Origin of the sequence: Pseudomaricurvus alkylphenolicus (assembly GCF_011683955.1) — a bacterium.
In the GTDB taxonomy this organism is placed as follows: Bacteria; Pseudomonadota; Gammaproteobacteria; order Pseudomonadales; family Cellvibrionaceae; genus Pseudomaricurvus; species Pseudomaricurvus alkylphenolicus.
Genome location: NZ_JAAQPI010000007.1, coordinates 363977 through 384139, shown reverse-complemented (window position 1 = coordinate 384139; position 20163 = coordinate 363977). Strand labels below are relative to the sequence as shown.

The 20163-nt window shown below is 53.2% G+C and carries 21 protein-coding genes; 11 read left to right on the top strand and 10 right to left on the bottom strand.

Features of this window, described 5'->3' with window-relative positions; genetic code table 11:
* Nucleotides 1-83 precede the first annotated feature (83 nt).
* The 3 genes from HBA55_RS37235 to HBA55_RS19370 are packed head-to-tail and all read right to left on the bottom strand — an operon-like array spanning nucleotide 84 to nucleotide 2644.
* On the bottom strand, nucleotides 84-1133 hold the full coding sequence (locus HBA55_RS37235; RefSeq protein WP_206019873.1) for a GFA family protein: 1050 nt from the start codon (nucleotides 1131-1133) through the stop codon (nucleotides 84-86).
* A gap of 5 nt (nucleotides 1134-1138) precedes the next feature.
* Nucleotides 1139-1459 carry a 2Fe-2S iron-sulfur cluster-binding protein gene (locus HBA55_RS19375; protein ID WP_166994830.1) on the bottom strand — a complete coding sequence of 107 codons (321 nt, stop codon included), beginning with the start codon at nucleotides 1457-1459 and terminating at the stop codon, nucleotides 1139-1141.
* A gap of 12 nt (nucleotides 1460-1471) precedes the next feature.
* Nucleotides 1472-2644 (bottom strand): cytochrome P450, encoded by a 1173-nt coding sequence (locus HBA55_RS19370; RefSeq protein WP_166994829.1) that lies wholly within the window; start codon nucleotides 2642-2644, stop codon nucleotides 1472-1474.
* 268 nt (nucleotides 2645-2912) lie between these two features.
* On the opposite strand from HBA55_RS19370, the gene HBA55_RS19365 reads away from it, so the two are divergent.
* From HBA55_RS19365 to arsH, 3 genes are all read left to right on the top strand, one after another.
* Complete coding sequence (locus tag HBA55_RS19365; RefSeq protein WP_166994827.1) at nucleotides 2913-3923, top strand: helix-turn-helix transcriptional regulator; 1011 nt, start codon at nucleotides 2913-2915, stop codon at nucleotides 3921-3923.
* Between the two features lie 53 nt (nucleotides 3924-3976).
* Nucleotides 3977-4306: an ArsR/SmtB family transcription factor gene (locus HBA55_RS19360; RefSeq protein WP_338109426.1), complete on the top strand. Its 330-nt coding sequence runs from the start codon at nucleotides 3977-3979 to the stop codon at nucleotides 4304-4306.
* Nucleotides 4307-4403: 97 nt separating this feature from the next.
* The gene (gene arsH / locus HBA55_RS19355; protein ID WP_166994825.1) at nucleotides 4404-5225 is read left to right on the top strand and encodes an arsenical resistance protein ArsH; all 822 of its coding nucleotides are present in this window, start codon (nucleotides 4404-4406) and stop codon (nucleotides 5223-5225) included.
* 136 nt (nucleotides 5226-5361) lie between these two features.
* On the opposite strand, the gene HBA55_RS19350 is transcribed toward arsH, so the two are convergent.
* The gene (locus HBA55_RS19350; RefSeq protein ID WP_166994823.1) at nucleotides 5362-7578 is read right to left on the bottom strand and encodes a TonB-dependent receptor; all 2217 of its coding nucleotides are present in this window, start codon (nucleotides 7576-7578) and stop codon (nucleotides 5362-5364) included.
* 334 nt (nucleotides 7579-7912) lie between these two features.
* Between HBA55_RS19350 and HBA55_RS19345 the strand changes: the two genes are divergently transcribed.
* The 4 genes from HBA55_RS19345 to HBA55_RS19330 all read left to right on the top strand — a co-directional run bounded on the left by HBA55_RS19345 (nucleotide 7913) and on the right by HBA55_RS19330 (nucleotide 10900).
* Complete coding sequence (locus HBA55_RS19345; protein ID WP_166994821.1) at nucleotides 7913-8725, top strand: alpha/beta fold hydrolase; 813 nt, start codon at nucleotides 7913-7915, stop codon at nucleotides 8723-8725.
* A gap of 145 nt (nucleotides 8726-8870) precedes the next feature.
* On the top strand, nucleotides 8871-9152 hold the full coding sequence (locus tag HBA55_RS19340; RefSeq protein ID WP_206019872.1) for a DUF427 domain-containing protein: 282 nt from the start codon (nucleotides 8871-8873) through the stop codon (nucleotides 9150-9152).
* A 56-nt stretch (nucleotides 9153-9208) separates the two neighbouring features.
* Nucleotides 9209-9772, top strand: a complete 564-nt coding sequence (locus HBA55_RS19335; protein ID WP_166994819.1) for a dihydrofolate reductase family protein — start codon at nucleotides 9209-9211, stop codon at nucleotides 9770-9772.
* An 87-nt stretch (nucleotides 9773-9859) separates the two neighbouring features.
* Complete coding sequence (locus tag HBA55_RS19330) at nucleotides 9860-10900, top strand: putative porin (protein WP_166994817.1); 1041 nt, start codon at nucleotides 9860-9862, stop codon at nucleotides 10898-10900.
* Between the two features lie 3 nt (nucleotides 10901-10903).
* On the opposite strand, the gene HBA55_RS19325 is transcribed toward HBA55_RS19330, so the two are convergent.
* The 6 genes from HBA55_RS19325 to HBA55_RS19300 all read right to left on the bottom strand — a co-directional run bounded on the left by HBA55_RS19325 (nucleotide 10904) and on the right by HBA55_RS19300 (nucleotide 16512).
* Nucleotides 10904-11266, bottom strand: coding sequence for a hotdog family protein (locus HBA55_RS19325; protein WP_166994815.1), 363 nt, complete (start codon nucleotides 11264-11266; stop codon nucleotides 10904-10906).
* A gap of 2 nt (nucleotides 11267-11268) precedes the next feature.
* Complete coding sequence (locus tag HBA55_RS19320) at nucleotides 11269-11661, bottom strand: MaoC/PaaZ C-terminal domain-containing protein (protein WP_166994813.1); 393 nt, start codon at nucleotides 11659-11661, stop codon at nucleotides 11269-11271.
* A gap of 10 nt (nucleotides 11662-11671) precedes the next feature.
* On the bottom strand, nucleotides 11672-13222 hold the full coding sequence (locus HBA55_RS19315; protein ID WP_166994811.1) for an acyl-CoA synthetase: 1551 nt from the start codon (nucleotides 13220-13222) through the stop codon (nucleotides 11672-11674).
* Nucleotides 13223-13225: 3 nt separating this feature from the next.
* Nucleotides 13226-14023: an enoyl-CoA hydratase/isomerase family protein gene (locus tag HBA55_RS19310; protein WP_166994810.1), complete on the bottom strand. Its 798-nt coding sequence runs from the start codon at nucleotides 14021-14023 to the stop codon at nucleotides 13226-13228.
* Nucleotides 14020-14604: a TetR/AcrR family transcriptional regulator gene (locus HBA55_RS19305; RefSeq protein WP_166994808.1), complete on the bottom strand. Its 585-nt coding sequence runs from the start codon at nucleotides 14602-14604 to the stop codon at nucleotides 14020-14022. Before HBA55_RS19305 ends, HBA55_RS19310 begins: the two co-directional genes overlap by 4 nt.
* Before the next feature lie 339 nt (nucleotides 14605-14943).
* Nucleotides 14944-16512, bottom strand: coding sequence for an acetolactate synthase large subunit (locus HBA55_RS19300; RefSeq protein ID WP_240946167.1), 1569 nt, complete (start codon nucleotides 16510-16512; stop codon nucleotides 14944-14946).
* A 307-nt stretch (nucleotides 16513-16819) separates the two neighbouring features.
* Here HBA55_RS19300 and HBA55_RS19295 point away from each other — a divergent pair, with 307 nt between their 5' ends.
* The 4 genes from HBA55_RS19295 to HBA55_RS19280 all read left to right on the top strand — a co-directional run bounded on the left by HBA55_RS19295 (nucleotide 16820) and on the right by HBA55_RS19280 (nucleotide 20038).
* Nucleotides 16820-17413 (top strand): DJ-1/PfpI family protein, encoded by a 594-nt coding sequence (locus HBA55_RS19295; RefSeq protein ID WP_166994806.1) that lies wholly within the window; start codon nucleotides 16820-16822, stop codon nucleotides 17411-17413.
* 40 nt (nucleotides 17414-17453) lie between these two features.
* Nucleotides 17454-18425, top strand: a complete 972-nt coding sequence (locus HBA55_RS19290; protein ID WP_166994804.1) for a GlxA family transcriptional regulator — start codon at nucleotides 17454-17456, stop codon at nucleotides 18423-18425.
* A 90-nt stretch (nucleotides 18426-18515) separates the two neighbouring features.
* A complete protein-coding gene (locus HBA55_RS19285) occupies nucleotides 18516-19745 on the top strand; it encodes a WD40/YVTN/BNR-like repeat-containing protein (protein ID WP_166994802.1) in 1230 nt (409 codons plus the stop codon).
* On the top strand, nucleotides 19742-20038 hold the full coding sequence (locus HBA55_RS19280) for a MoaD/ThiS family protein (RefSeq protein WP_166994800.1): 297 nt from the start codon (nucleotides 19742-19744) through the stop codon (nucleotides 20036-20038). Before HBA55_RS19285 ends, HBA55_RS19280 begins: the two co-directional genes overlap by 4 nt.
* The last annotated feature ends 125 nt before the right edge of the window (nucleotides 20039-20163 follow it).

Below are 20163 nucleotides of genomic sequence, written 5' to 3'. Positions count from 1 at the left end.
GGCATATTCATTATTATTGATTGATAATTCCGGACTCCAATAGCCGCTCTATCGATACAGCTAAAACAGAGCCGATACCTATACTACAAACCATTGATTTTCCTTCTATGGAAGGAGATGACGTCCATCAGCTCCGGAGACAAGACGTCATAGCAATCAATATCTTTTTCGGATAGTGCCCTTCTTATCGACGCCATTTCACTCGGGTTTACTCCTGACTCAATAAGAGAAGAGACATAGCCTGCAAACTCTGGAGGAGAGTTAGACTGATTTTCCGCCAATTCCAGATGGACAAAGTCCATACCGTAGTAGTGATTATTGGAATCATCTACCCGGCCATACATATGAACCCCACACATCTGACAAGCATATCGTCTGATTGTGGCGACAGGATCAACAACAGCAAGCTTGTGGCCGTTGGCTGTTACCTCCAGACTGTCCGTTGGCACCACCGCTACTTGAGAGAATAGAGCGCCCTGAGGTTTCCAGCAGATACTGCAACCGCATAAATGATTATGAGAACTTCTCTCGGAAACAGAGATTTCTATTTTCTCGCGCACGCAGTGACAATGTAATTTTCCAACCGCCTCAATGTTGCTTCCGGCTTCACGAAAATGACCCTTATCGACGACAGGGTGTAAACTAAAGCCGCAGGTTTTGTTGTATATGCGCTCTGCCCTGGATTTCAGTTCGATATTCATTTGATCGTAAGCTTTACTAAACATAGGCTCTATAAGTTTCCAGGTCAGTCTGGGAAGCAATCCGCTAAACGCCTCCTCGTGAATTAAACTACAGCTTGTGTGGCACTCCGGTTTAATGATCAGCGAGTGTTCTCCACGCATGAACAAAGGAATGATCTTTACCGCCAGAAAACTTCCTTTCCAAATACGACGAGGCAACTTTCCACCCCAACGAAACTCTCGAAGTGCGACCAAGCGACTAACTCGAACGTTGATATTCAAGATTCTATCGGCGGGTGAAAAAGTCAGCGCCAGTTCTTTCCCCAGTGTTGTTCTTCCTGCCATAGCTTGCACTACACTGTTCCAATCAGGGTAGCGATGTGATTCGTCCAGAATACTCCATACGACAGAAGCCGGGGCGTTGATCCTGATAGCGGTTTTTACCAACGACATGACTGTTAGATTTCCTCGGGAATCGCCACGCGCAGGCCACTCAATTCTTCCGTCACGCGTACCTGACAAGATAGTCTTGAGTTATCTTTTCGTTCGGCTTCCGTTTCGTCGAGCATGGCATTTTCCAGATCACTGATCGGTGGCAAGGCCTCCACGGGTCCGCCCTCAACATAACAATGGCAGGTAGCGCACATGGCCGAGCCGCCGCATTGCGCGAGCACTTGTTCAATGCCGTTGCTGACGGCACCTTCCATAATGCTCTGGCCTACACTTAGGGAAAATTCGTGTTCGCTGCCATCTGGCAGCAGATAGGTTACTTTAGGCATGATTATGCTCCACTACGAGAACTGTACGGGCATCGAAGAAAATCCCCGCAATGTATTGTTCAGGGCCAACTTGGGTTCACTGACGTTAATTTGTGAAACCCGGCCAATCATTGATCGCAACAATGACTCCATTTCCAATTGAGCCAAATGCCTTCCAAGGCAACTGTGAACACCAAAACCGAAAGCGAGATGATCACGAGGATTGCGATGAATATCGAAAGTTTCCGGGTTCTTCCATTTGCGCTCGTCATAATTGGCAGAGACCAGTACTACCAGAACTCGTGACCCCTTGGGGATCAATGTTCCACTGAGATCCACATCATCCTTTACATATCGACACCAGCCTCGAACTGGCGACGCCATCCGTAAGGTTTCATTGACGGCATTAGGAATAAGCTCCGGCGCCGACCGCACTGCCTCCCAGGCTTCAGGGTTGCTACCGAGTAGATAAAGCATGTACGAACTGGCTATGATGGTTGTATCCAGAGAAGGGCCCATGTAATCGTTGACCATCGCAGGAACGTCCTCCTCTTCAAGAACGCCACTGTCCACGGCATCGTACAAGTTATTGACCCATCCGTTTGGATCGATATTGTCGCGATTGATTCGCTTGCCATATCTTGCCATTTGTATGCCAGCTGGAATGGACCTTAGAGTACGCCAGTTATACGACCCCGTAATATTAAAACTCTGAGTCGACCAATTAAGCATGTTCTCGCGCCCGGACTCGGGAATACCCAGCAAATTGCTAACAATTTGAACCGGCAGATGCTCAGCAAAATCTCTTACGCCGTCAAACCGCCCCCTTGCTAACAAACTTTCAACCAATCGATCCGCTTCATTCTGTATTTGTTGAGACAGATCTTTCATTCCCTTTTTTGATAACGGCTTACCAACAACACCACGTTTACGCATATGATCTTCACCATCGGATGTCAACGTTATCTTTTTATCACCGCTCATCAAGCGGTTGGCAAAGCCGTTAGCTGAAATACCTTTTCCAGATATTAGCGACTCCGCGTTGAATAAAGATTTTTTTACATCCTCATAGCGACTTACTGCCCAGACCTTGTTACTAGGCAACCAAACGGCAGGGCCCAGCTCTCTCATGCGCCGATAATGCGGCATGGCATCCTTGATAAAGGCTCTGGAGTAGAAATCGGGTTTATATGAGGGTTGGGACATTCGATTCACCTTACTGAATATATAAGTGGCATCTTTCCGTGCCAGAGCGTATTTATCGAGCATGGAGAGAAAGCTTAATTGGAAGTGGACTGTAGATTTATTGCTGAATGGGCTAATCTTTTAGCATTTCTGACAAAACCGGGTCTTGCGAGCAAAAAGAGAATGAATAATGTGCCAAACTGGCTTTGTTCTCCGCTGAGGTGGAATCGCTTGCTAGCGACAAAAAGGACCTGGGGATCTCTGTCTATCAAGTTGCTGAAGAAGGGCGATGGCTGTTGCGATGACACACTTTGTACCGGTAAAACACCTCTACAAACTCGCTGATTTAATTGATCAAGAACACGGGCTTGATGCCATTACGTTTTGGCAAGACCATGATGTGAATTTACCGAAAGACCCCTCCGAGTTTATTGCAGAAGAGGATTTCAAATCAGCCTGCAAGCTCGCTGTTCATTATGCAAGTGACCCGGTATTGGGACTCAAGTTCGGACGGAATGTAACACTCACGAATATGGGCCCCTTGGGAGCTGCTATGATGAGCTGTGATACACTGGCAGAGTCTTTAGAACTGGCGATATGCTACAGAAATGGCTTTTTCCCCAACGAATTCCACACTTGGGAAGAGGGCGACTCGGTTCATATTTGCCCGGCGGTATCTGAAGCTCATGCAGCCTTTAGCCAGTTTGATTTACAAGTATTTTCAATGGTATTGGTTCAATCCATAATGGATTTGTTGCACATTGGTGCTGATGGCATAACAGTTCATTTTCATTTTTCGATACCTGATTGCAGTCTATTGCGTAGCTATCAAGAGTATCTTTCAGCGGATATCGCGTTCGATCAGAAACACTCTAAGCTCATTATTCCCAAATCGCTGATGCAGACCAAGCTGCAAAGTAGAGATGAAATCTCAAAGACTTCTTTTATTCGTGCCTGCCAATCAATTCAAGACAGTCTGTTTACGAGGGAAGCGCTAACAAACAGAATCTTCAGTCTGTTGGATGAAGTGGATAGCTACCCTTCACTCGACGAGATGGCGACCATTTTGATATTTTCGCCCCGAAAGTTGCGATACCAACTCAGTAAAGAGGGCACTACCTACCGCGAAGTGCTTTCCAGGCATCGATTGCGAAAGGCGATGGACTTACTCGGTCACTCTGATACCCCCATCAAAAGCATCTCTGAGCTGGCCGGCTATCAGGATCTTTCCAGTTTTTATCGAAGTTTTAAAAAGGAAATGGGGGTTACTCCAGCGCAGTGGCGCCACGACAACAGCTAGCGGTTGAAGTTGGCAATATCTTATATTTCGATAATTTTAGAAATATAGTTGCAATGACTTTTGGACGGCGCTATAGTGCCCCCATGGAACACGAAGATGCAGTAAAAAAGCTGGCTGAACTCGGCCACAGTACTCGCCTGGCGATTTACCGCCTGCTGGTTAAGGCCGGTATGGAAGGGCTCGCCGTCAGCGAGATTCAAAAGGAGCTGGGCGTGCCTGGTTCTACGTTGTCTCACCACATTACCCGGTTGGTCAGCGCAGGGTTAATGGTGCAAAAGCGCGAGGGCCGTGTATTGCGTTGTGAGGCGTGCCTGCCGGCGTTAACCGGTCTGGTGGGTTATCTGCTGGAGGAGTGTTGCCGCGATCAGGACTGCTGTGATTAACCCTCGGCAATAACCGAGGGCCAAATGTCTAGGGGCTCATTATTGAGCCTTTTATTTTGACTTAATATTTCCATCTTTCTAGAACTATAGGATTATTATGTTGCCAAATCTCAATACTGAAGCCGTTATCAAACGCCTGGACCAAAGCGATCAAAAGCCTCAACACGCACCGCGTATATTGGTGTTGTTCGGTTCACTAAGAGCCGACTCCTATACCCGCCTGCTAGCCAATGAGGTGGTTGAGGTACTTAAGCACTTCGGTGCGGATGTGCGTTTGTATGACGCAGAAGGTTTGCCAATGTTCGACGCGGAACAGGTGCATCATCCCAAGGTGGTTCAGCTGAGGGAGTGGTCGGCCTGGTCAGAAGGGCAGGTATGGATCAGCCCGGAGATTCACGGCAATATTTCCGCCGTGTTCAAGAATCAGATCGATTGGCTGCCATTGGATCAGTCGGCGGTTAGAGCGACTCAAGGCAAAACGCTGGCCGTGATGCAAATCTCCGGCGGGTCGCAGTCGTTTAACGTGGTGAACGCCCTGCGTGTTTTGGGGCGTTGGATGCGGATGTTTACGATCCCCAATCAATCGTCGATTGCCAAAGCCTGGCAGGAGTTTGATGAGAACGGCAAGCTTAGGGATTCAGCCTTTCGCGATCGTGTGATTGATGTGCTGGAAGAGCTGTTTAAGACCACAGTGCTAATGCGCGATCACAGTGACTACCTCACAGAGCGTTTTAGTGAAAACAAATCATCGGAACCTGCAGCAGCGCAAGCAGCGATAGTTGAAGGCAGCGGTGCGGCAAGCTCTGCAAGTCCGGCAAATATCGAGCAAGTAATGCCTGCGGCGACAATACAAACTGGCAATAGCTGCTGTTCCAGAGTTCCGTCTGCCGAAGATAAGCGACGAGCATCTTGTTGTTAACTATGCCCAACCAGTAATCTTATTCCAGCGTCTTTCCCGCCTGCACAGAGCTGTCTCAGCGACCGCCGGTAGGCACAAAAAAGCCCCCAGCGCTTAAGCGCTGGGGGCAATGAGGAACGCTAGCCAATAGCGTCAATTAAAACGAATAGGTAACTGACCCGGTAACGGTACGTGGGTTACCGTAAAACGCGGTAACTGTGCCGCCTTCACCCAGCGTCGGGAAGTTGTACCCGGCAACCTTGTACTCTTTGTCGCCCAGGTTCTTACCGTGCAGGCCAACCTGCCAGCGGTCATCATCCGAAGTCCAGGTCACGCTGGCATTCACCAGGCTGTAACTGTCCTGGTCCAACAGCTCGTTGGGGTCTTCAAACTGATGGGTTTCGCTGCGGTAAGAGACGGAGCCCAGCAGATTCAGTTCACCGCCCATATCGCCCAGGTTCATGTCGGTGCTGTAAGACAGTGAGAAGGCGGCGGTCCACTCCGGTGTGTTTTGAAACACTTTACCGTCAGAGATATCATCTCCGTCCACAATCCATTCTTTAAAGTCGGCATTGATGTAACCCAGCGCCAGATTGGAACGCAGGGATTCCGTCACGTAAGCCGTCAACTCCAGCTCCACACCGCTGATCTCGCCTTCGCCGGCGTTGGTTACGGTACCGGCAAAATCGTCGTCCACGCCGTCGCCGTCATTATCGATGGCAACCGAACCGGGGATCTGAACATCCGTGTAATCGCTGTAGAACAGCGCCACATTGGTGATCAGGCGGCCTTCCAGCAGGTTGGCTTTAATGCCAAGCTCATAGGCATCAACGGTTTCCGGGTCAAACCCTTCGTGTACTTCGGTGTTGGAGTAGTCGCCCCGTGGGTCAAAACCGCCGCCCTTAAAGCCCATGCTGTAAGAGGCGTAGTAATGCAGGTCGGGGTCCGGCTGCCAGCTGATGCTGGCGCGAGGCGTAAACTCGCTGTCAGTGCGTGAACCCTCGAACGGGTCAACACCCAGGTCGCCGCCACTGAAGTAAGGCGAAGACAGACCACCATAAACCGTCCGAATCACTTCAACGTCGCGTTTGTCTTCGGTGTAACGGCCACCCAGTGACAGAGTCAGGGTATCACTCAGGTCGATGTCCACATCGGCGAACGCCGCCCAGGTTTCGGTATCCACATCGCCCAGAGTAAAGGAGGTGATGCCGAACTGCCCCAGAATCACATCGAAGGCATTAAACGCGTTGGCCTCCAGATAGTAAACTCCGGCAATACCACGAACCTTATCCCCTTCAAACGCGATCTGAAATTCCTGGCTCAGCTGCTCGTTGTCGTACACCACCGGCACATCAAAGGAATTACCGGGCAGGCTATCGAAGTCGATGGGCGATTCGGTGCGATCTTCGCGATAGGAGCTGACGGACTTTAAGGTGATTGCTTCGCTGACCTGCCATTCCATGGTCAGCGCGCCGCCGCTTTGCTCTACGTCGTTACTACGAACCAGTCCGGTTTCCGTAATACCGGCACGGGTATCAAAAACGTCCGATAGAATCGGATAGCCCGGCGCGGCGGTCAGACGGTGGCCGCCCTTGGGGCTGGACTCGTCGTCACTGTAGTCAACATTGGCGCGAATCTGGAAGTTGTCCGTAACGTCCCATTCAAAGCTGCCACGGTAGGCCATAATATCCTTATCGTAATGCTCGTCACCGGTAAATTGATTTTCACCAAATCCGTCGCGCTGGAAGGACGCTACTGAGCCGCCGACGCGCACATTGTCGCTCAACGGCATGCTGCCGCTAATGACCAGATCCCGCTGATTGTGTGTGCCCAAAGAACCTTTGATCTTCATGGTGGGCTCGTCAGACAACCGCTTGGTCACGTATTTAATGGCGCCGCCGATGGTGTTGCGGCCATACAGCGTACCCTGCGGGCCACGCAATACTTCGATGCGCTCGACCTCATACACATCCAGCACGGCACCTTGTGGGCGGTTCAGGTAAACATCATCGATATAGATACCGACACCCGCCTCAAAACCGGCGACAGGGTCCTGTTGGCCCACGCCACGGATAAAGGCGGTAATGGTGGTATTGGTACCGCGCGACACCTTCAAGGTGGTGTTGGGTACGGACTCCGCCACCTGCACAATATCGGGGGCACCGCTCTTGCTCAGGGCATCTCCGCTGTAGGATGTCATGGAAATTGGCACGTCCTGCTGCGACTCGTCGCGGCGACGGGCCGAAACGACAATCTCTTCCATCACAAAGGCTTTTTCGGCGTGGATCACTGGTGCAGAGCCCAGTAAGCCTGCCGTCAAAACGCCCGAGATGGCGAGCGACAACTTGCTGTGGATAGGTGTTGGCTTCTTCATGGTTTTCTCCCGTGCTTTATTCTGCTGGCGGCTGTTTCCGCTCGAATAAAGGTCCCGTTATTTAAAGTAATTTTCTAATAACCATTAAGTTTTCCCTGTGCCTGATCTGCTGCCCAACTTCTGCAGAATGGCACATTTCTCTGTAGCGCGCATATTTCCATCGATTGGATCTGGACAGAATGTGGCGCCGTCTTCGAGATCAACATGACAGTTGATTCATGTTTCAGTTGATTATATAGTGCATCCCATGGTCGTCAACCCTTTTGCACATTTAATGGCCATATTTTTAAGCGACCGAGTCGGTAACGTTTGGTAAACAAAGGCGATAACGAAGGTGAAGAGCGCGATCAGCAAGCCCAATCTGCCTCTGGTGTTAATACACGGATGGTCGGCACACAGCGGTTACTTTGCCGAGGTGGCCGAGCGTTTTTCCGAGCAACGACAGGTACTTACACCGGACCTGCCCGGCCATCGCGGCCAGCCCTGCGTACCGGAAACTGCCTCCATCGAATACCTGGGCGACTGGCTGCACGACTATCTACAGCGCCAAAGCATCGAAAAAGCGGTATTTTGCGGCTGGTCCATGGGCGCTCACGTTTTGCTGAGCTACCTGCAACGCCACGGCCTGGCCAAAGTGGCAGGCATCGTTATAGAAGACATGAGCCCAAGGATTCTGAATACCGAAAACTGGACTCTGGGCCTCAAGTCCGGTCTCAATCACACCAACAACCTGTCGCTGATCGCGGCGATAGAAACCAGCTGGCCCAAAAAAGCGCAATACACGGCAGAAGCGATTTTCGCCACCAATGGCGGCGCGGATGACGACGATGAACCCCACCCCAGGCAGGAGTGGGTCAACCAGGAAACCCAGCAAAACAATCCGCAACTGCTGGCCCGGTTTTGGGAATCGATGTCGCAACAGGATTTTCGAAAGTTTTTGCCGGATATTCAGTGCCCGGCATTGATTATCTCCGGCGCCAAAAGTCAGCTGTATGAGACGGAGTCGGGGCAGTACTTTGCGGATGCGATGCCTAATGCGAAGCACTTGGTGTTCACAGAGTCAGGCCATGCGCCGCATCTTGAAGAGCCGGAGCGGTTTGTGGAAAGTGTAGAGCGGTTTATGAGCTATGCTGTACTGAGGTCCTAACGAAAGAGCACATACCGGCAATGATTTCCTGTGAACAACACGACTACGTCGAAAGACCGGTCAACTGGATACACGTCTTTTTGTGACTACAAAGTGAAGAGCGGGAAACAGAAACGAAAAGAGATGTATGCCAGGAGTCCCTATCATGAAAGCTATCTGGAATAGCGTCATTGTGGCGCAGAGCGATGACACAGTTGTCGTCGAATCGAACCATTACTTCCCTGCAGGCTCAATCAAAAAAGAGTACTTTCAAGCAAGCAGCACAACATCCCACTGCCCCTGGAAGGGTGATGCGCGCTATTACTCGCTAAGTGTTAACGGGGCGGTTAATGCGGATGCCGCCTGGTACTATCCCGCTACCACGGAGAAGGCCAAACATATTGAGGGCAGGGTAGCGTTTTGGCGTGGCGTGGAGGTTGTTGAATAAATGAAACCAGGTGAAAGCCAAAGACAGCTTCAGGGCGAGTGTTCAGGAAAGTGGGTGTGAAGTGTACCGTATTTATCGCAACCAGTGCGGATGGCTATATTGCCACCCCGGACGGTGGCGTCGAGTGGCTGGATACCGCCGGTAAGCCAAACGTCGATTTGGGTGAGCATGCGGATATGGGGTTCAACAGCTTTATCGCCTCGGTGGATTGTCTGATTATGGGGCGCGGTTGTATGGAGAAGCTGGCCAGCTTTCATCTTACGCCCGAGCAATGGCCCTACGGTAACATTCGTATTATTGCTCTCAGCAAAAGCGTTAAAGATGTTCCAGCGAATCTAAAGGGCAAGGTGGAGCTTTACTCTGGTGAGATACCTGCGTTGATGTCCAAGCTGGAACAGGCCGGCCACAAACACGCTTATGTCGATGGTGGAGCGGTTATCACTTCGTTTTTGAATCTTAAGTTGATCAACGAGATGATCATTACCAAAGCGCCGGTTTTGCTTGGTTCCGGTATCCCGTTATTTGGCAAACTGGACCACCAGATCAGATTGGAAAACGCACAAGCGGCTGCATTTCCAAACGACTTTGTCCAGATTAAGCATGATGTGAACTACCTGTAAGCTGGCTCGCAAAAAAATGGTTCGATCTGCTTGGCAAATCCGGTAGAATCGTTGCTCACAAGGATATAGACCCCAATAAGGATATTTATGCTTCGCAAAGAATTTTTCTATTCCGCCGCATTTGTCTCTGCTCTGTTCCCACATGCGTTATCCGCGGCCAACCCATACCAAGCTGAGGTCGGTGCCGAATATACTGACGTCTCTTCCAATGACTTTTTTGGCGACGGTCGTTCTTTGGAGTTGTACGGAACTTACTATCTTAATCCAGTAGAGGCTGGCGAGTACCCGCTGAGTGAGGCCGCATTTGTCAGCCGTGCCAGCGGCATTAGTGCTCTTTTGAACGAACAGCAGGTAGATGCCCCTTCGAATTTCTTGAGCGGCGACGCTGATGCACAGGGCCTGGCTCTATCGGGCTGGTATGTGCATCCGGAATCGGGTTGGTTGATTTTTGGTAGTATCAGTCGTGAGGAATCTGATTACCAGACCGAAGAAATTGAAGCCGATGCATACTCACTGAGTGTCGGGAAATACTTGTGGGACACCACAACACTTGTGGTGGGCTACGCTCACAAGGATGAGGACATCGATATTGATTTCCGAAGTTTTCATTGTGCCGGGTTTGGTTGTGCAGACATCGTTGATCCTCCCAATCGTGAGACTGACAGGGCATCAGTGGCATTCCGCCACCTCGGACAGTACTCAGACTATCACTACGCCGTGGACGTAGGCTATGCGCGAGAAACTGAGGAGCAATACCACTGGGAGCAGGATAACGATCAATATTCCTTTATGTTCTCCGCATACCCTAACCGCAACACGCGGATTGTATTGGGGTTTGAGAAGGTCAATTTCAGAGATAGGGCTCTGGCAGACGATACCGACACCTATCGGATCGGCGTAGAGTACTTTGTCACTCCGGCTTTTGCTGTTTTTGTCAGCTACGAGGAACTGAAGGTGGATACCGATCAAATGATCCCAGTATTCGAACCGGTGACTGCACTTTCGGAAGACCCCTTTTTCGGTTTCTTTCCAGATGAACCCTTTGTGGGAATCCTTCCCCCCTACCGCCTGGAGCCCGTATCTTTGGATACGGAATCACTCACTGTTGGCGCTCGGGTACGGTTTTAAGATCTAGTTTCCAACCCCAGGGTGAATCACCAGTGCTTCACCCTCCGACAGCACATCGCCTCGGGAATTTAAACACCGGGTCTTGAGGTTGATGAGCTGCTTATCTTCGCGAATCCGGGTGATTTCAACGCTGGCAACGACAGTTTCGTCGGCCTGGCCGCGAGCTTTGAAGTCGGTTTTCTGCTTCATGTACATGGTGCCTTCGCCGGGCAAGGTGGTACCTAGCAAGTCGGAAATCATTCCCGCCAGCAGAGGTTCCGGCACTTGACCGTTTTCCGGAGCAAAGCCGCTCAGGCGGCCAAAGTCTTCCAGGTCGGCTTTGGAAAAGCGTCGTTCGGTTTCTGCGCGGTCGCCGATGTTAAACATGTTTACTGCCCCTCCAATTCGATAACGGTTTCCGCAATGCAGGTGACTTCTCCGTCCTGGTCGCGCGTCATGGTGCCTTTTATTTCACAGCGGTTGCCCGATCGGGTGCCGGTGAGCTGCACCGTCATCGGTTCGTCGGTGTAGGTGGGGGCGGGAAACATCAGGTATTGTTGCTGTTGCCGTGCCGTAGGGAAGTGATTTTTGATCAGGCCCCAGATCACGCTGTACAGCAACATCCCGTGGGAGACGGTGCGACCAAATCGGCTGTTGGCGGAGTATTGCGGGTCGACGTGGATGGGGTTGTTGTCCCCGCTGATTTTCGCGAACAGGTCAAACTCTTCCTGGGTGAAGGTTTTATGGGTGTTCAGCGAAATGGCTACCGGCTCTGGCGACATTGGGGGTACCTCATGCAGGTTCACGTAGTAAATTCTTCTGTACTTTACCCGCTGCGGTGCGGGGGAAGTCGTCACACACAACAAACCGCTTGGGCACTTTGTAGGTGGCCAGGTGGGCCTTGCAGTGTTGCGCCAATTGATCCAGGTTGACATCCGCCCCGGGCTTGGCGATCACAAAGGCGCAGCCCACTTCGCCCCAGCGATCATCGGGTATGCCGATAACTGCAGATTCGAGTACGGTATCGTGTTGTTCAATAACGGCCTGCACCTCTGCTGGGTAGACGTTTTCCCCGCCGGAGATGTACATGTCTTTGATGCGGTCGACGATAAAAAAGTAACCGTCCTTATCCTGGCGGGCCACGTCGCCGGAGCACAACCAGCCTTCGCCGTCGAAGGTCTGAGCGGTTGCTTCCGGATTGTTCCAGTAGCCGGGTGTGATGTTGGCGCCTTTTAATAGCAGTTGGCCGGCTTCGCCCTGTTGGACTTTCTGGCCGTTCTCATCAACGATTTTTACGCTGGTGAGTATCTGGGGTTTACCGATAGAACCGAGTTTTTCCAGAGCGCGGTCCGGGTCCATCAAAAAGGTCATGGGGCCGGTTTCGGTCATGCCAAAACCGTTGCAGATGCGTGCGTTGTGTTTGGCAAAGTGTTCCAGAATTTCGGTTTGAATTGGCGCGCCGCCACAGCCCCAGGAGCGCACGGCGGATAACTCCAACTCAGGAAAACGGGGATGCAGGCTCAGTGCGCGATAGATAGCCGGTACGCCAAAAAATACGGATATACGGCCGTCGTTGATCAGTTCGCACACTCGATCTTCATCGAATTTTGGCAACAGGATCACGGTACCGCCGGCGAACAGCATCGGCAGTGTATAGAGGTTAATGCCCGCAGTGTGGAACAACGGCAAAAAGTTCAACGTCGTGTCGCGTGGAGTCAGTTCGATGGCCTGGTTGGAATTGACGTAGTTGGCCAGCGCCATGCCGAAGGTCTGTATCACGGCTTTGGGTTTGCCAGTGGTGCCGGAGGTGTAGAGCAGGTACCAGAGTTCGCCGGGCTGTCGGGTGGCTTCGGTAAACGTCGGCTCCTGATAATCCCTCAGTTGTTCGTAGAGCGGGGCTTGGAGCGCTGTCGCGGTGTCCGGGTCCAGAGCCAGTAAGTTGATTTGTGGGCAGTCTTTGCGCAATTGTGCGGCAAGTTCCGTGGTGTTGGCGTCGGCGAACAGCAGCTGGGCACCACTTTCCACAACAATCGGCTGTAGTTCGCTGGCCGTTTGGCGCCAATTCAGCGGAACCAATACGGCACCCACACGGGCACAGGCAAATAACAGTTCAAAAAACTCTACGCAGTTGTGGCACAGAATGGCAACAGTATCGCCGGATTGAATCTGGTGTTCCGCCAGCAGGTTGGCACAGCGATTGATGTTGTCGTTAAACACCTGATACGTGATGGCACCCTGGCCATTGGCCAGAACAAAGGCAATATTATCCGGCGTCAGGCGTGCGCGATTGGCCAGCAAATCCACGATTGGGTAGCTGTCGGTGGTGGCGGTGGGGGTAACCATGGGTCAGCTCCTATTTAAAAACCGTTGCATTCCCTGTTCAACTTCGGGTTTCACAATTTGTTCGACAAAGGTTTGTCGCTCCAACTCCAGGCGGGCTTCGATCTGCGCCAGATCGTTTTCTGTGCGCAAGGTTTGTTTGGTGCACGCCAAAGAGCTTTGCACCTTGCCCGCCAGTTCGTGTTGCCATTGTTGTACCTGATCATCCAGGCCATTTTGTGGCACGACGCTGTTAATCAAACCCCAGCTTTGCGCTTGCTGGGCGCTGATTTTACGGTTCAGCAGCTGGATTTCCCGGGTTCGGTTGATGCCAATAACATCCGGCAAAATAGCAGACCAGCCACCGTCGGGAGCAAAGCCCACAACACTGTAAAAGGGAGCAAACCAGGTTTCATCGGTCGCCACCACCAGATCGCTGGCCAGCACAAAACCCAGTGAGCCGCCGGTGACAATGCCCTGTACGCGGCAGATGACCGGTACCGACAGGTGCAGAATGGCCAGGATGGCTTGATTCAACTGCCCCACCAGCAGTCTGGCATAGTCAGCGCGTTCCGTACCGGCTTCCAAAAACGCGGCAACGTCACCGCCGGTGGAAAAGTTACTGCCCTCAGCCCGAAGGACAACACTGTGAATATCCTGATCCTGGCCTAGCACTTGTGCTCGATTCAGTGCCTCGAGCAGTTCAGACGTCAATGCGGGAGTGAGACTGTTATGGCGTTCTGGCCGATTCAATGTAATGGTTGCCTGGCCGGCGTTAACACTGAACTCGACCAAGCTGCTCGAGTCACTCCCGTCGTCGGTCATTTTTTCAATCCCGTCTCAATCATATTAAATACGGCGTCGGCAATTTTCTTGCTCGACTTGGAGTCATCCCAAAAGCCGTAGCGCATACCCAAAAATTCACTCATGCCCATCAAAGCCCAGGCGCAGGCTTCGTGGTCGATGCTCTTGATCTCGCCATCGGAGCTGGCCTTTTTCAGCCGTTCGCAATAGGCTTCGGCAAAGTCGGTGTAGTACTGCCGGTGGATTTCCGGGTCCACAAACTGGGCCTCGTGCACCACCTTGTACATTTCTTTGTTCTCGCGAACAAAGTCCAAAAACGCCGAGATACCCTGGCGTTCCGCCTCCAACCGCGAACTGGCTTGTTCAGTCGCTGCGGTGAGGCTGTGACGCACATCCCGACCCAACTGGATCACCAGTGCACGCAACACTTCTTCTTTGCTCTTGAAGTAAATATAAAACGTACCCTGCCCAACCCCTGCGGCGGCGGTAATGCTACTGACCGACGCCAGCGCAAACCCCTTGGTGCCAATTTCCTTTTGTGCCGCCGCCAGAATCTTCTGGCGTGTCATTTCGCCCCGTTTGGTTTTGGGAGTCGCTGTCATATCTGCCTCGCTTTATGAAACCTGATTCAACCATCATGTTTGTGGGTTTGCAACCCCTAATTGTACTCAGCAAGGCTGGTAAATACTTCTGATAACCGTGTCGAAAGGGCAAGAATCGCAGTTTTTAGTGGCTTTTCGGGGCTATTTCCGGGCGCTATGAGCTTTCTGTAGCCAGGATAGGTGGTAGCGATCGCGAGTGCTAAAGCGCTCAAACAGAACCACAAATGCTATCTGTTGCAGCGGGGATGCGCAGCCGCGGCTGCAAAAAGAACAGTTGATTAACCACGGCAGCGTCGTTGAATGACTGCCGTGGATGTTTGTCATTGGAATATGGGAAACTTAGAGCATCACCTCGATCAGGCGGGGCCCTTTATTCGCCATGGCTTCTTCAAATTGAGCTTTAAACTCTTCGGTACTGGAGGCTCGGGTAGCGGGCACGCCCATACCTTCGGCGAGTTTGGTCCAGTCCAGCGACGGGTTGGAGAGGTCCAGCATAGAACGCGCTCGTTCGCCAGGGTTCTCAACGCCCACGCGCATCAGCTCAAGATCGAGAATCGCGTAGCTGCTGTTGTTATAGATGACGACGCAAACGTCGAGATCTTCCCGCACCATGGTCCACAGCGCCTGATTGGTGTACATGGCACTGCCGTCGGCCTGCAGATTAATGACCTTGCGATTTGGGCAGGCAACCGCAGCACCCATCGCCAGCGGCAAGCCCTGGCCGATGGCGCCGCCGGTCAGGGTCATCCAATCGTGGGGCGCGGCACCGTCGTAATAGCCGTAGGAAAAAATGCCGCTGGTGTTGGACTCGTCAGAAACGACTGCGTTTTCCGGCATCAGATTGGCGATTACGGCTCCGACGGTTTCTGCGGTCATGGGGCCTGTTGGAATCTCCGGCAGTGGAGTGTCCTCCAACACAACTTCAGCGGGAGCTTCGAGTGCATCGGCGAGGGCTTCCAATGCACCAACCTGATCTTGTAGTTGGTTAGCCAACTCGATCAGGTTGCACTGCTCAGGCCAGAGCCTGCCGGGCTTATCGGGGTAGGCAAAAAATGAAACCGGCGCTTTGGCACCGACCAGCACCATGTGTTTTAAATCCTTGAGAGCATCCGCTGCGAACTCACCCAGGTAAGGCAGGCGCTCGACGCTCGGGCGGCCACGACCTCGCTGGATGCGGGCTGGAAAAACCTCACTGATCAGCCGTGCGCCAGTGGCTGCGGCGATACGGGCGGCGGCGTTCAGGCCATCTTCCCGCAGCGCTTTGCCGCCCAGAAACAAGCAACTGGCTTCACCGCTTTTCAGGGCGTTGGCCGCCTGGCTGATCAGATCGTCCGCCACTTTTGGGCGTTCGGAGGCCGCTTTGGGTGCAACAGGCTCCGCACCCTCCGTCCAGGCGTAGTTGGCGGGTACGATCACGCTGGCACAGCGTCCTTCCAGCGAGGCGGCAACGGCATCCGCGCCATCCTGTGCCATGGTTTCTGCCGAATCGCTGATGCGATACCAGTCGCTGGCCAGGGCGGCATGTCCAGGCACGTCAGAGGTGAGCGGAGCATCCAACTCCAGGTGATAGCTGGCGTGGTCACCTACGATATTCACTATGGGGGTAAACGCGCGTTTGGCATTGTGCAGATTGGCCATACCGTTGGAAAAACCGGAGCCCAAGTGCAGCAGAGTGGCGGCGGGTTTATCGGCCATACGGCCATAGCCGTCAGCGGCACCGGTGACCACGCCCTCGAACAGGCCCAGAATGGGGCGCATGCCGGGGATCTTATCGATCGCTGCCACCAGCTGCATTTCCGAGGTGCCGGGGTTGGCGAAACAGACCTCGACGTCACTGTCGATTAAGGTTTGGAGTAGGGCTTCTGCACCGTTCATACGGGATTCCTGTGGCCGTGTGAGTAAAACCATACTCTATCTCGTCGGGCAAGTATCGAACTGTCCGCTGGGTGACATTTACCATCAATTGCTGAAGATATATCGCCAAGAGCTGCCGGGTTGAAGCCTGCGAGCCCAACTCTGGTGGATGATTTCATCCCTATTCTGCCAATATCTGTTCCAGTCAGCCCTACTGGTTTTAACGTTGGTGTTCTAATGGCAGGATTTGCTGGTATTATGTCATGGCTGCCACGCAATGGTTTTCATAAGGTATCGCTGAGCTTAGCCATAAGCGCAGTGTTTAACCCTCGATGTTGAAATCATTAGGAGCACCACCGCTATGAATTACACCTACGGCATTTATCTTTATCAGGGCGTTGCCTCCCTGGATTTTGTAGGGCCTTACGAGGCTTTCGATTTGTCCCGCCATGTGCTTAACGCGGGTCAGGTTGTCACGATCGCCGAAACCGACGAGCCCATCACCTGCGCCAATGGCATGCAGGTGATTCCTCAATTTACGTTTGACGATCACCCCACGCTGGATATTCTCTTGGTCCCCGGTGCTAACGAACTGCAAGCAGCGCTTTCCAGCTCGCGTGCCATCGATTGGGTGCAGACTGTGGCTGCTCAAGTGCAATATGTAACCGCCGTATGTACCGGCAGCCTGATTCTGCAAAAAGCGGGATTGCTGCAGGACAAAAAAGCCACCACCCACTGGATGTTGATTGACGAACTTTCCAAGGATGAGAGCGTTGAGGTGCTGCCGGAAATGCGGTACGTCCGTGACGGTAATATGGTCACCTCCCAGGGCGTCTCAGCCGGTATTGATATGGCGTTGTGGTTGCTGGGCCAGCTGCACAACCCCGACCATTCCCGCCAGGTACGAAAACTGCTGCAATACGAGCCTGCGCCCCCATACTTGGCTGAGGTATAAACTAAAGCTTATTACCGACGCCTAAATTCGCGAGGAGCCCATGCTGACCGTTGAAATGCTGATCTATCCCCAAGCCGCTGCGTTGGATGTTATCGGGCCGATGGATGTGTTTGCGGCCGCGAATATTGTGCACGGCAGCCAGGGCAAGGGCGGTGCCTATCAGTTGGTTTTGTCGGCTGCAAATAAAGGGTTGGTCAGGACTTCCTCCGGCGTCGCGCTGGATGCCCATCGACAACTGGGCGATGGCGATGGCAGTGACTATCTGATGGTCGCCGGAGGTTTGGGTTTTGATTCTGCCCGCAGGGATGCGGCACTGATCAAGCGGTTGGAAGAGCGTGCCGGGCGATCCTCGCGCTTGGCGTCTGTCTGCACCGGCGCCTTTTTACTGGCGGAAGCGGGGCTGCTGGACGGCAGGCAATGCACGACTCACTGGCGTTTTACGGAACAGCTGGGTCGGGAGTATCCAGACCTCAATGTACACCCCGACGCCATCTATCTTCAGGACGGCTCCATCAGCACCAGTGCCGGGGTGACCGCCGGAATTGATCTTGCGTTGGCGCTGGTGGAGCAGGACTACGGTGCGGAGTTGGCGCTGGAAGTGGCGCGCGATCTGGTGTTGTACCTGCGTCGGCCCGGTAGTCAGTCACAATTCAGTGCGCCTTTGGAATTGCGCCAGCGGGCCGGGTCGGATTTCAGTGCGCTGCACGATTGGCTGCTGAGCGATTTACAGCGCCCGGCGTCGGTGGAGGATATGGCGGCGTTCTGCTGCATGAGCCCGCGTCATTTCGCCCGTCAATTTAACCACGTAACCGGCATGACTCCGGCGCGATTCTTGGAGAGATTACGGCTGGAGCGGGCACGTGAACTGCTGGAGTCCACCCAGATGAGCTCCGAGGCGATTTCCGTCAGCGCCGGCTTTGGTCGCGAAGAGCGGTTGCGCCGGGTATTTCTGAAAACCCTGGGAGTGACGCCAGGGATCTATCGCCATCATTTTCACGGCACGCGCGCCTAATCCTCCCATATCAGAGTTGGCGCCGCAGACAGTTCCGGGTGAACTACACTTGGGGTTCGGCAATACCACTCAAGGAAAAGGGAGGCAGCAATGAGCAGTGTCAGGGTTTTGGTCGGTACCCGCAAAGGCGCGTTTATTCTCTCAGCGGATGGCAATCGCACGGATTGGGCCGTGGAAGGCCCACTGTTTGCAGGCTGGGAAATCTTTCATATGAAGGGCTCGCCGGTTGATCCAGATCGCATCTACGCCTCTCAATGCAGCGATTGGTTCGGGCAGGTGATACAGCGCTCCAGCGATGGCGGCAAAACCTGGGAGCAGCCCGGAACCCCGGCTGGTGAAGAGCCCTCGGCCGAAAACAAAGAGCCCTCAGCTGACAATAAAGAGCCCTCTCCAGAAGGACCTCCTACCATTGGCGAGAGCAACAAATTCGCCTACGACACCTCCGCCGAAACCGGCAAACCCCTGACCACGCACCAATGGTATGACGGCACCCAACATCCGTGGGAGTTCAAGCGTGTCTGGCATCTGGAGCCTTCGTTAACAGATGCCGATGAAGTCTACGCCGGTGTCGAAGACGCCGCCTTGTTTCGCAGTGGCGACGGCGCCGAGAGCTGGCAGGAGGTCGCCGGCCTGCGGGGCCATGGTACCGGCCCCTCCTGGCAGCCCGGCGCCGGGGGCATGTGTCTTCACACTATTGTGTTGGTGCCCGATCAGCCCAACAAAATATTCACCGCGATATCCGCCGCAGGCGCATTTCGAACCGATGACGGAGGACTTACCTGGCAACCCATCAATAAGGGACTGCGGTCAGAATACATTCCAGAGCCGGAAGCGGAAGTCGGCCACTGTGTGCATAAATTGGCCTTGCACCCGGCAAAGCCCGAGGTGATCTATATGCAAAAACACTGGGATGTGATGCGCAGCGATGACGGCGGCGATTCCTGGCGCGAAGTCAGCGGCAACCTGCCCAGCGATTTCGGCTTCCCCATTGATGTTCATGCCCACGACCCTGACACGGTTTACGTGGTACCGATCAAAAGCGATTCGGAGCGCTATCCGCCCGACGGCAAATTGCGAGTTTATCGCAGCCGCAGCGGCGGCGATGACTGGGAGCCTCTCACCAATGGTTTGCCACAACAAAACTGTTATGTGAATGTGTTGCGGGATGCCATGGCGGTGGATCGACTGGACGATTGCGGCATCTACTTCGGTACTACCGGCGGGCAAGTTTACGTATCGCCCGATGGTGGTGACACCTGGCAAACCATCGCCCGGGATCTGCCCGCCGTTTTATCTGTGGAGGTGCAAACACTGCCATGATTCGCGTGGTTCTGCCACAGGGCCTGCAGCTGTTGGCTCATACAGACGCCGAGGTGCAACTCGATGTGCCGGCGCCGGTTACTCTGGCCAGAATTCTCGATCGCTTGGAGCAGTGTTACCCGATGCTGGCCGGCACCGTTCGCGACCATGTCACGCAACAGCGACGGCCGATGGTGAGATTTTTCGCCAATGGCGAAGACTGGTCCCATCAGTCACCCGACCAGCAATTACCCAGCAATATTGCCGAGGGTGCGGAGCCGCTATTGATTGTCGGCGCTATTGCCGGGGGATGATCGTTTTAAACTGAACCGGGGTGTGAAAAGGTTGGCTATAACGCTAATTGGGTTTTCATTCACCGAGCTTTAGTGTTATTCATAGCACCACTAAAGCACATGGACTTCCATCGAATTTACAGGAG

Coding starts and splice junctions, on each gene's coding strand:
- HBA55_RS37235 (WP_206019873.1), bottom strand. CDS start 1,133: ATGTCGTTGGTAAAAACCGCTATCAGGATCAACGCCCCGGCTTCTGTC.
- HBA55_RS19375 (WP_166994830.1), bottom strand. CDS start 1,459: ATGCCTAAAGTAACCTATCTGCTGCCAGATGGCAGCGAACACGAATTT.
- HBA55_RS19370 (WP_166994829.1), bottom strand. CDS start 2,644: ATGTCCCAACCCTCATATAAACCCGATTTCTACTCCAGAGCCTTTATC.
- HBA55_RS19365 (WP_166994827.1), top strand. CDS start 2,913: ATGGCTGTTGCGATGACACACTTTGTACCGGTAAAACACCTCTACAAA.
- HBA55_RS19360 (WP_338109426.1), top strand. CDS start 3,977: ATGACTTTTGGACGGCGCTATAGTGCCCCCATGGAACACGAAGATGCA.
- arsH (WP_166994825.1), top strand. CDS start 4,404: ATGTTGCCAAATCTCAATACTGAAGCCGTTATCAAACGCCTGGACCAA.
- HBA55_RS19350 (WP_166994823.1), bottom strand. CDS start 7,578: ATGAAGAAGCCAACACCTATCCACAGCAAGTTGTCGCTCGCCATCTCG.
- HBA55_RS19340 (WP_206019872.1), top strand. CDS start 8,871: ATGAAAGCTATCTGGAATAGCGTCATTGTGGCGCAGAGCGATGACACA.
- HBA55_RS19330 (WP_166994817.1), top strand. CDS start 9,860: ATGCTTCGCAAAGAATTTTTCTATTCCGCCGCATTTGTCTCTGCTCTG.
- HBA55_RS19325 (WP_166994815.1), bottom strand. CDS start 11,266: ATGTTTAACATCGGCGACCGCGCAGAAACCGAACGACGCTTTTCCAAA.
- HBA55_RS19320 (WP_166994813.1), bottom strand. CDS start 11,661: ATGTCGCCAGAGCCGGTAGCCATTTCGCTGAACACCCATAAAACCTTC.
- HBA55_RS19315 (WP_166994811.1), bottom strand. CDS start 13,222: ATGGTTACCCCCACCGCCACCACCGACAGCTACCCAATCGTGGATTTG.
- HBA55_RS19310 (WP_166994810.1), bottom strand. CDS start 14,023: ATGACCGACGACGGGAGTGACTCGAGCAGCTTGGTCGAGTTCAGTGTT.
- HBA55_RS19305 (WP_166994808.1), bottom strand. CDS start 14,604: ATGACAGCGACTCCCAAAACCAAACGGGGCGAAATGACACGCCAGAAG.
- HBA55_RS19300 (WP_240946167.1), bottom strand. CDS start 16,512: ATGGTTTTACTCACACGGCCACAGGAATCCCGTATGAACGGTGCAGAA.
- HBA55_RS19295 (WP_166994806.1), top strand. CDS start 16,820: ATGAATTACACCTACGGCATTTATCTTTATCAGGGCGTTGCCTCCCTG.
- HBA55_RS19290 (WP_166994804.1), top strand. CDS start 17,454: ATGCTGACCGTTGAAATGCTGATCTATCCCCAAGCCGCTGCGTTGGAT.
- HBA55_RS19285 (WP_166994802.1), top strand. CDS start 18,516: ATGAGCAGTGTCAGGGTTTTGGTCGGTACCCGCAAAGGCGCGTTTATT.
- HBA55_RS19280 (WP_166994800.1), top strand. CDS start 19,742: ATGATTCGCGTGGTTCTGCCACAGGGCCTGCAGCTGTTGGCTCATACA.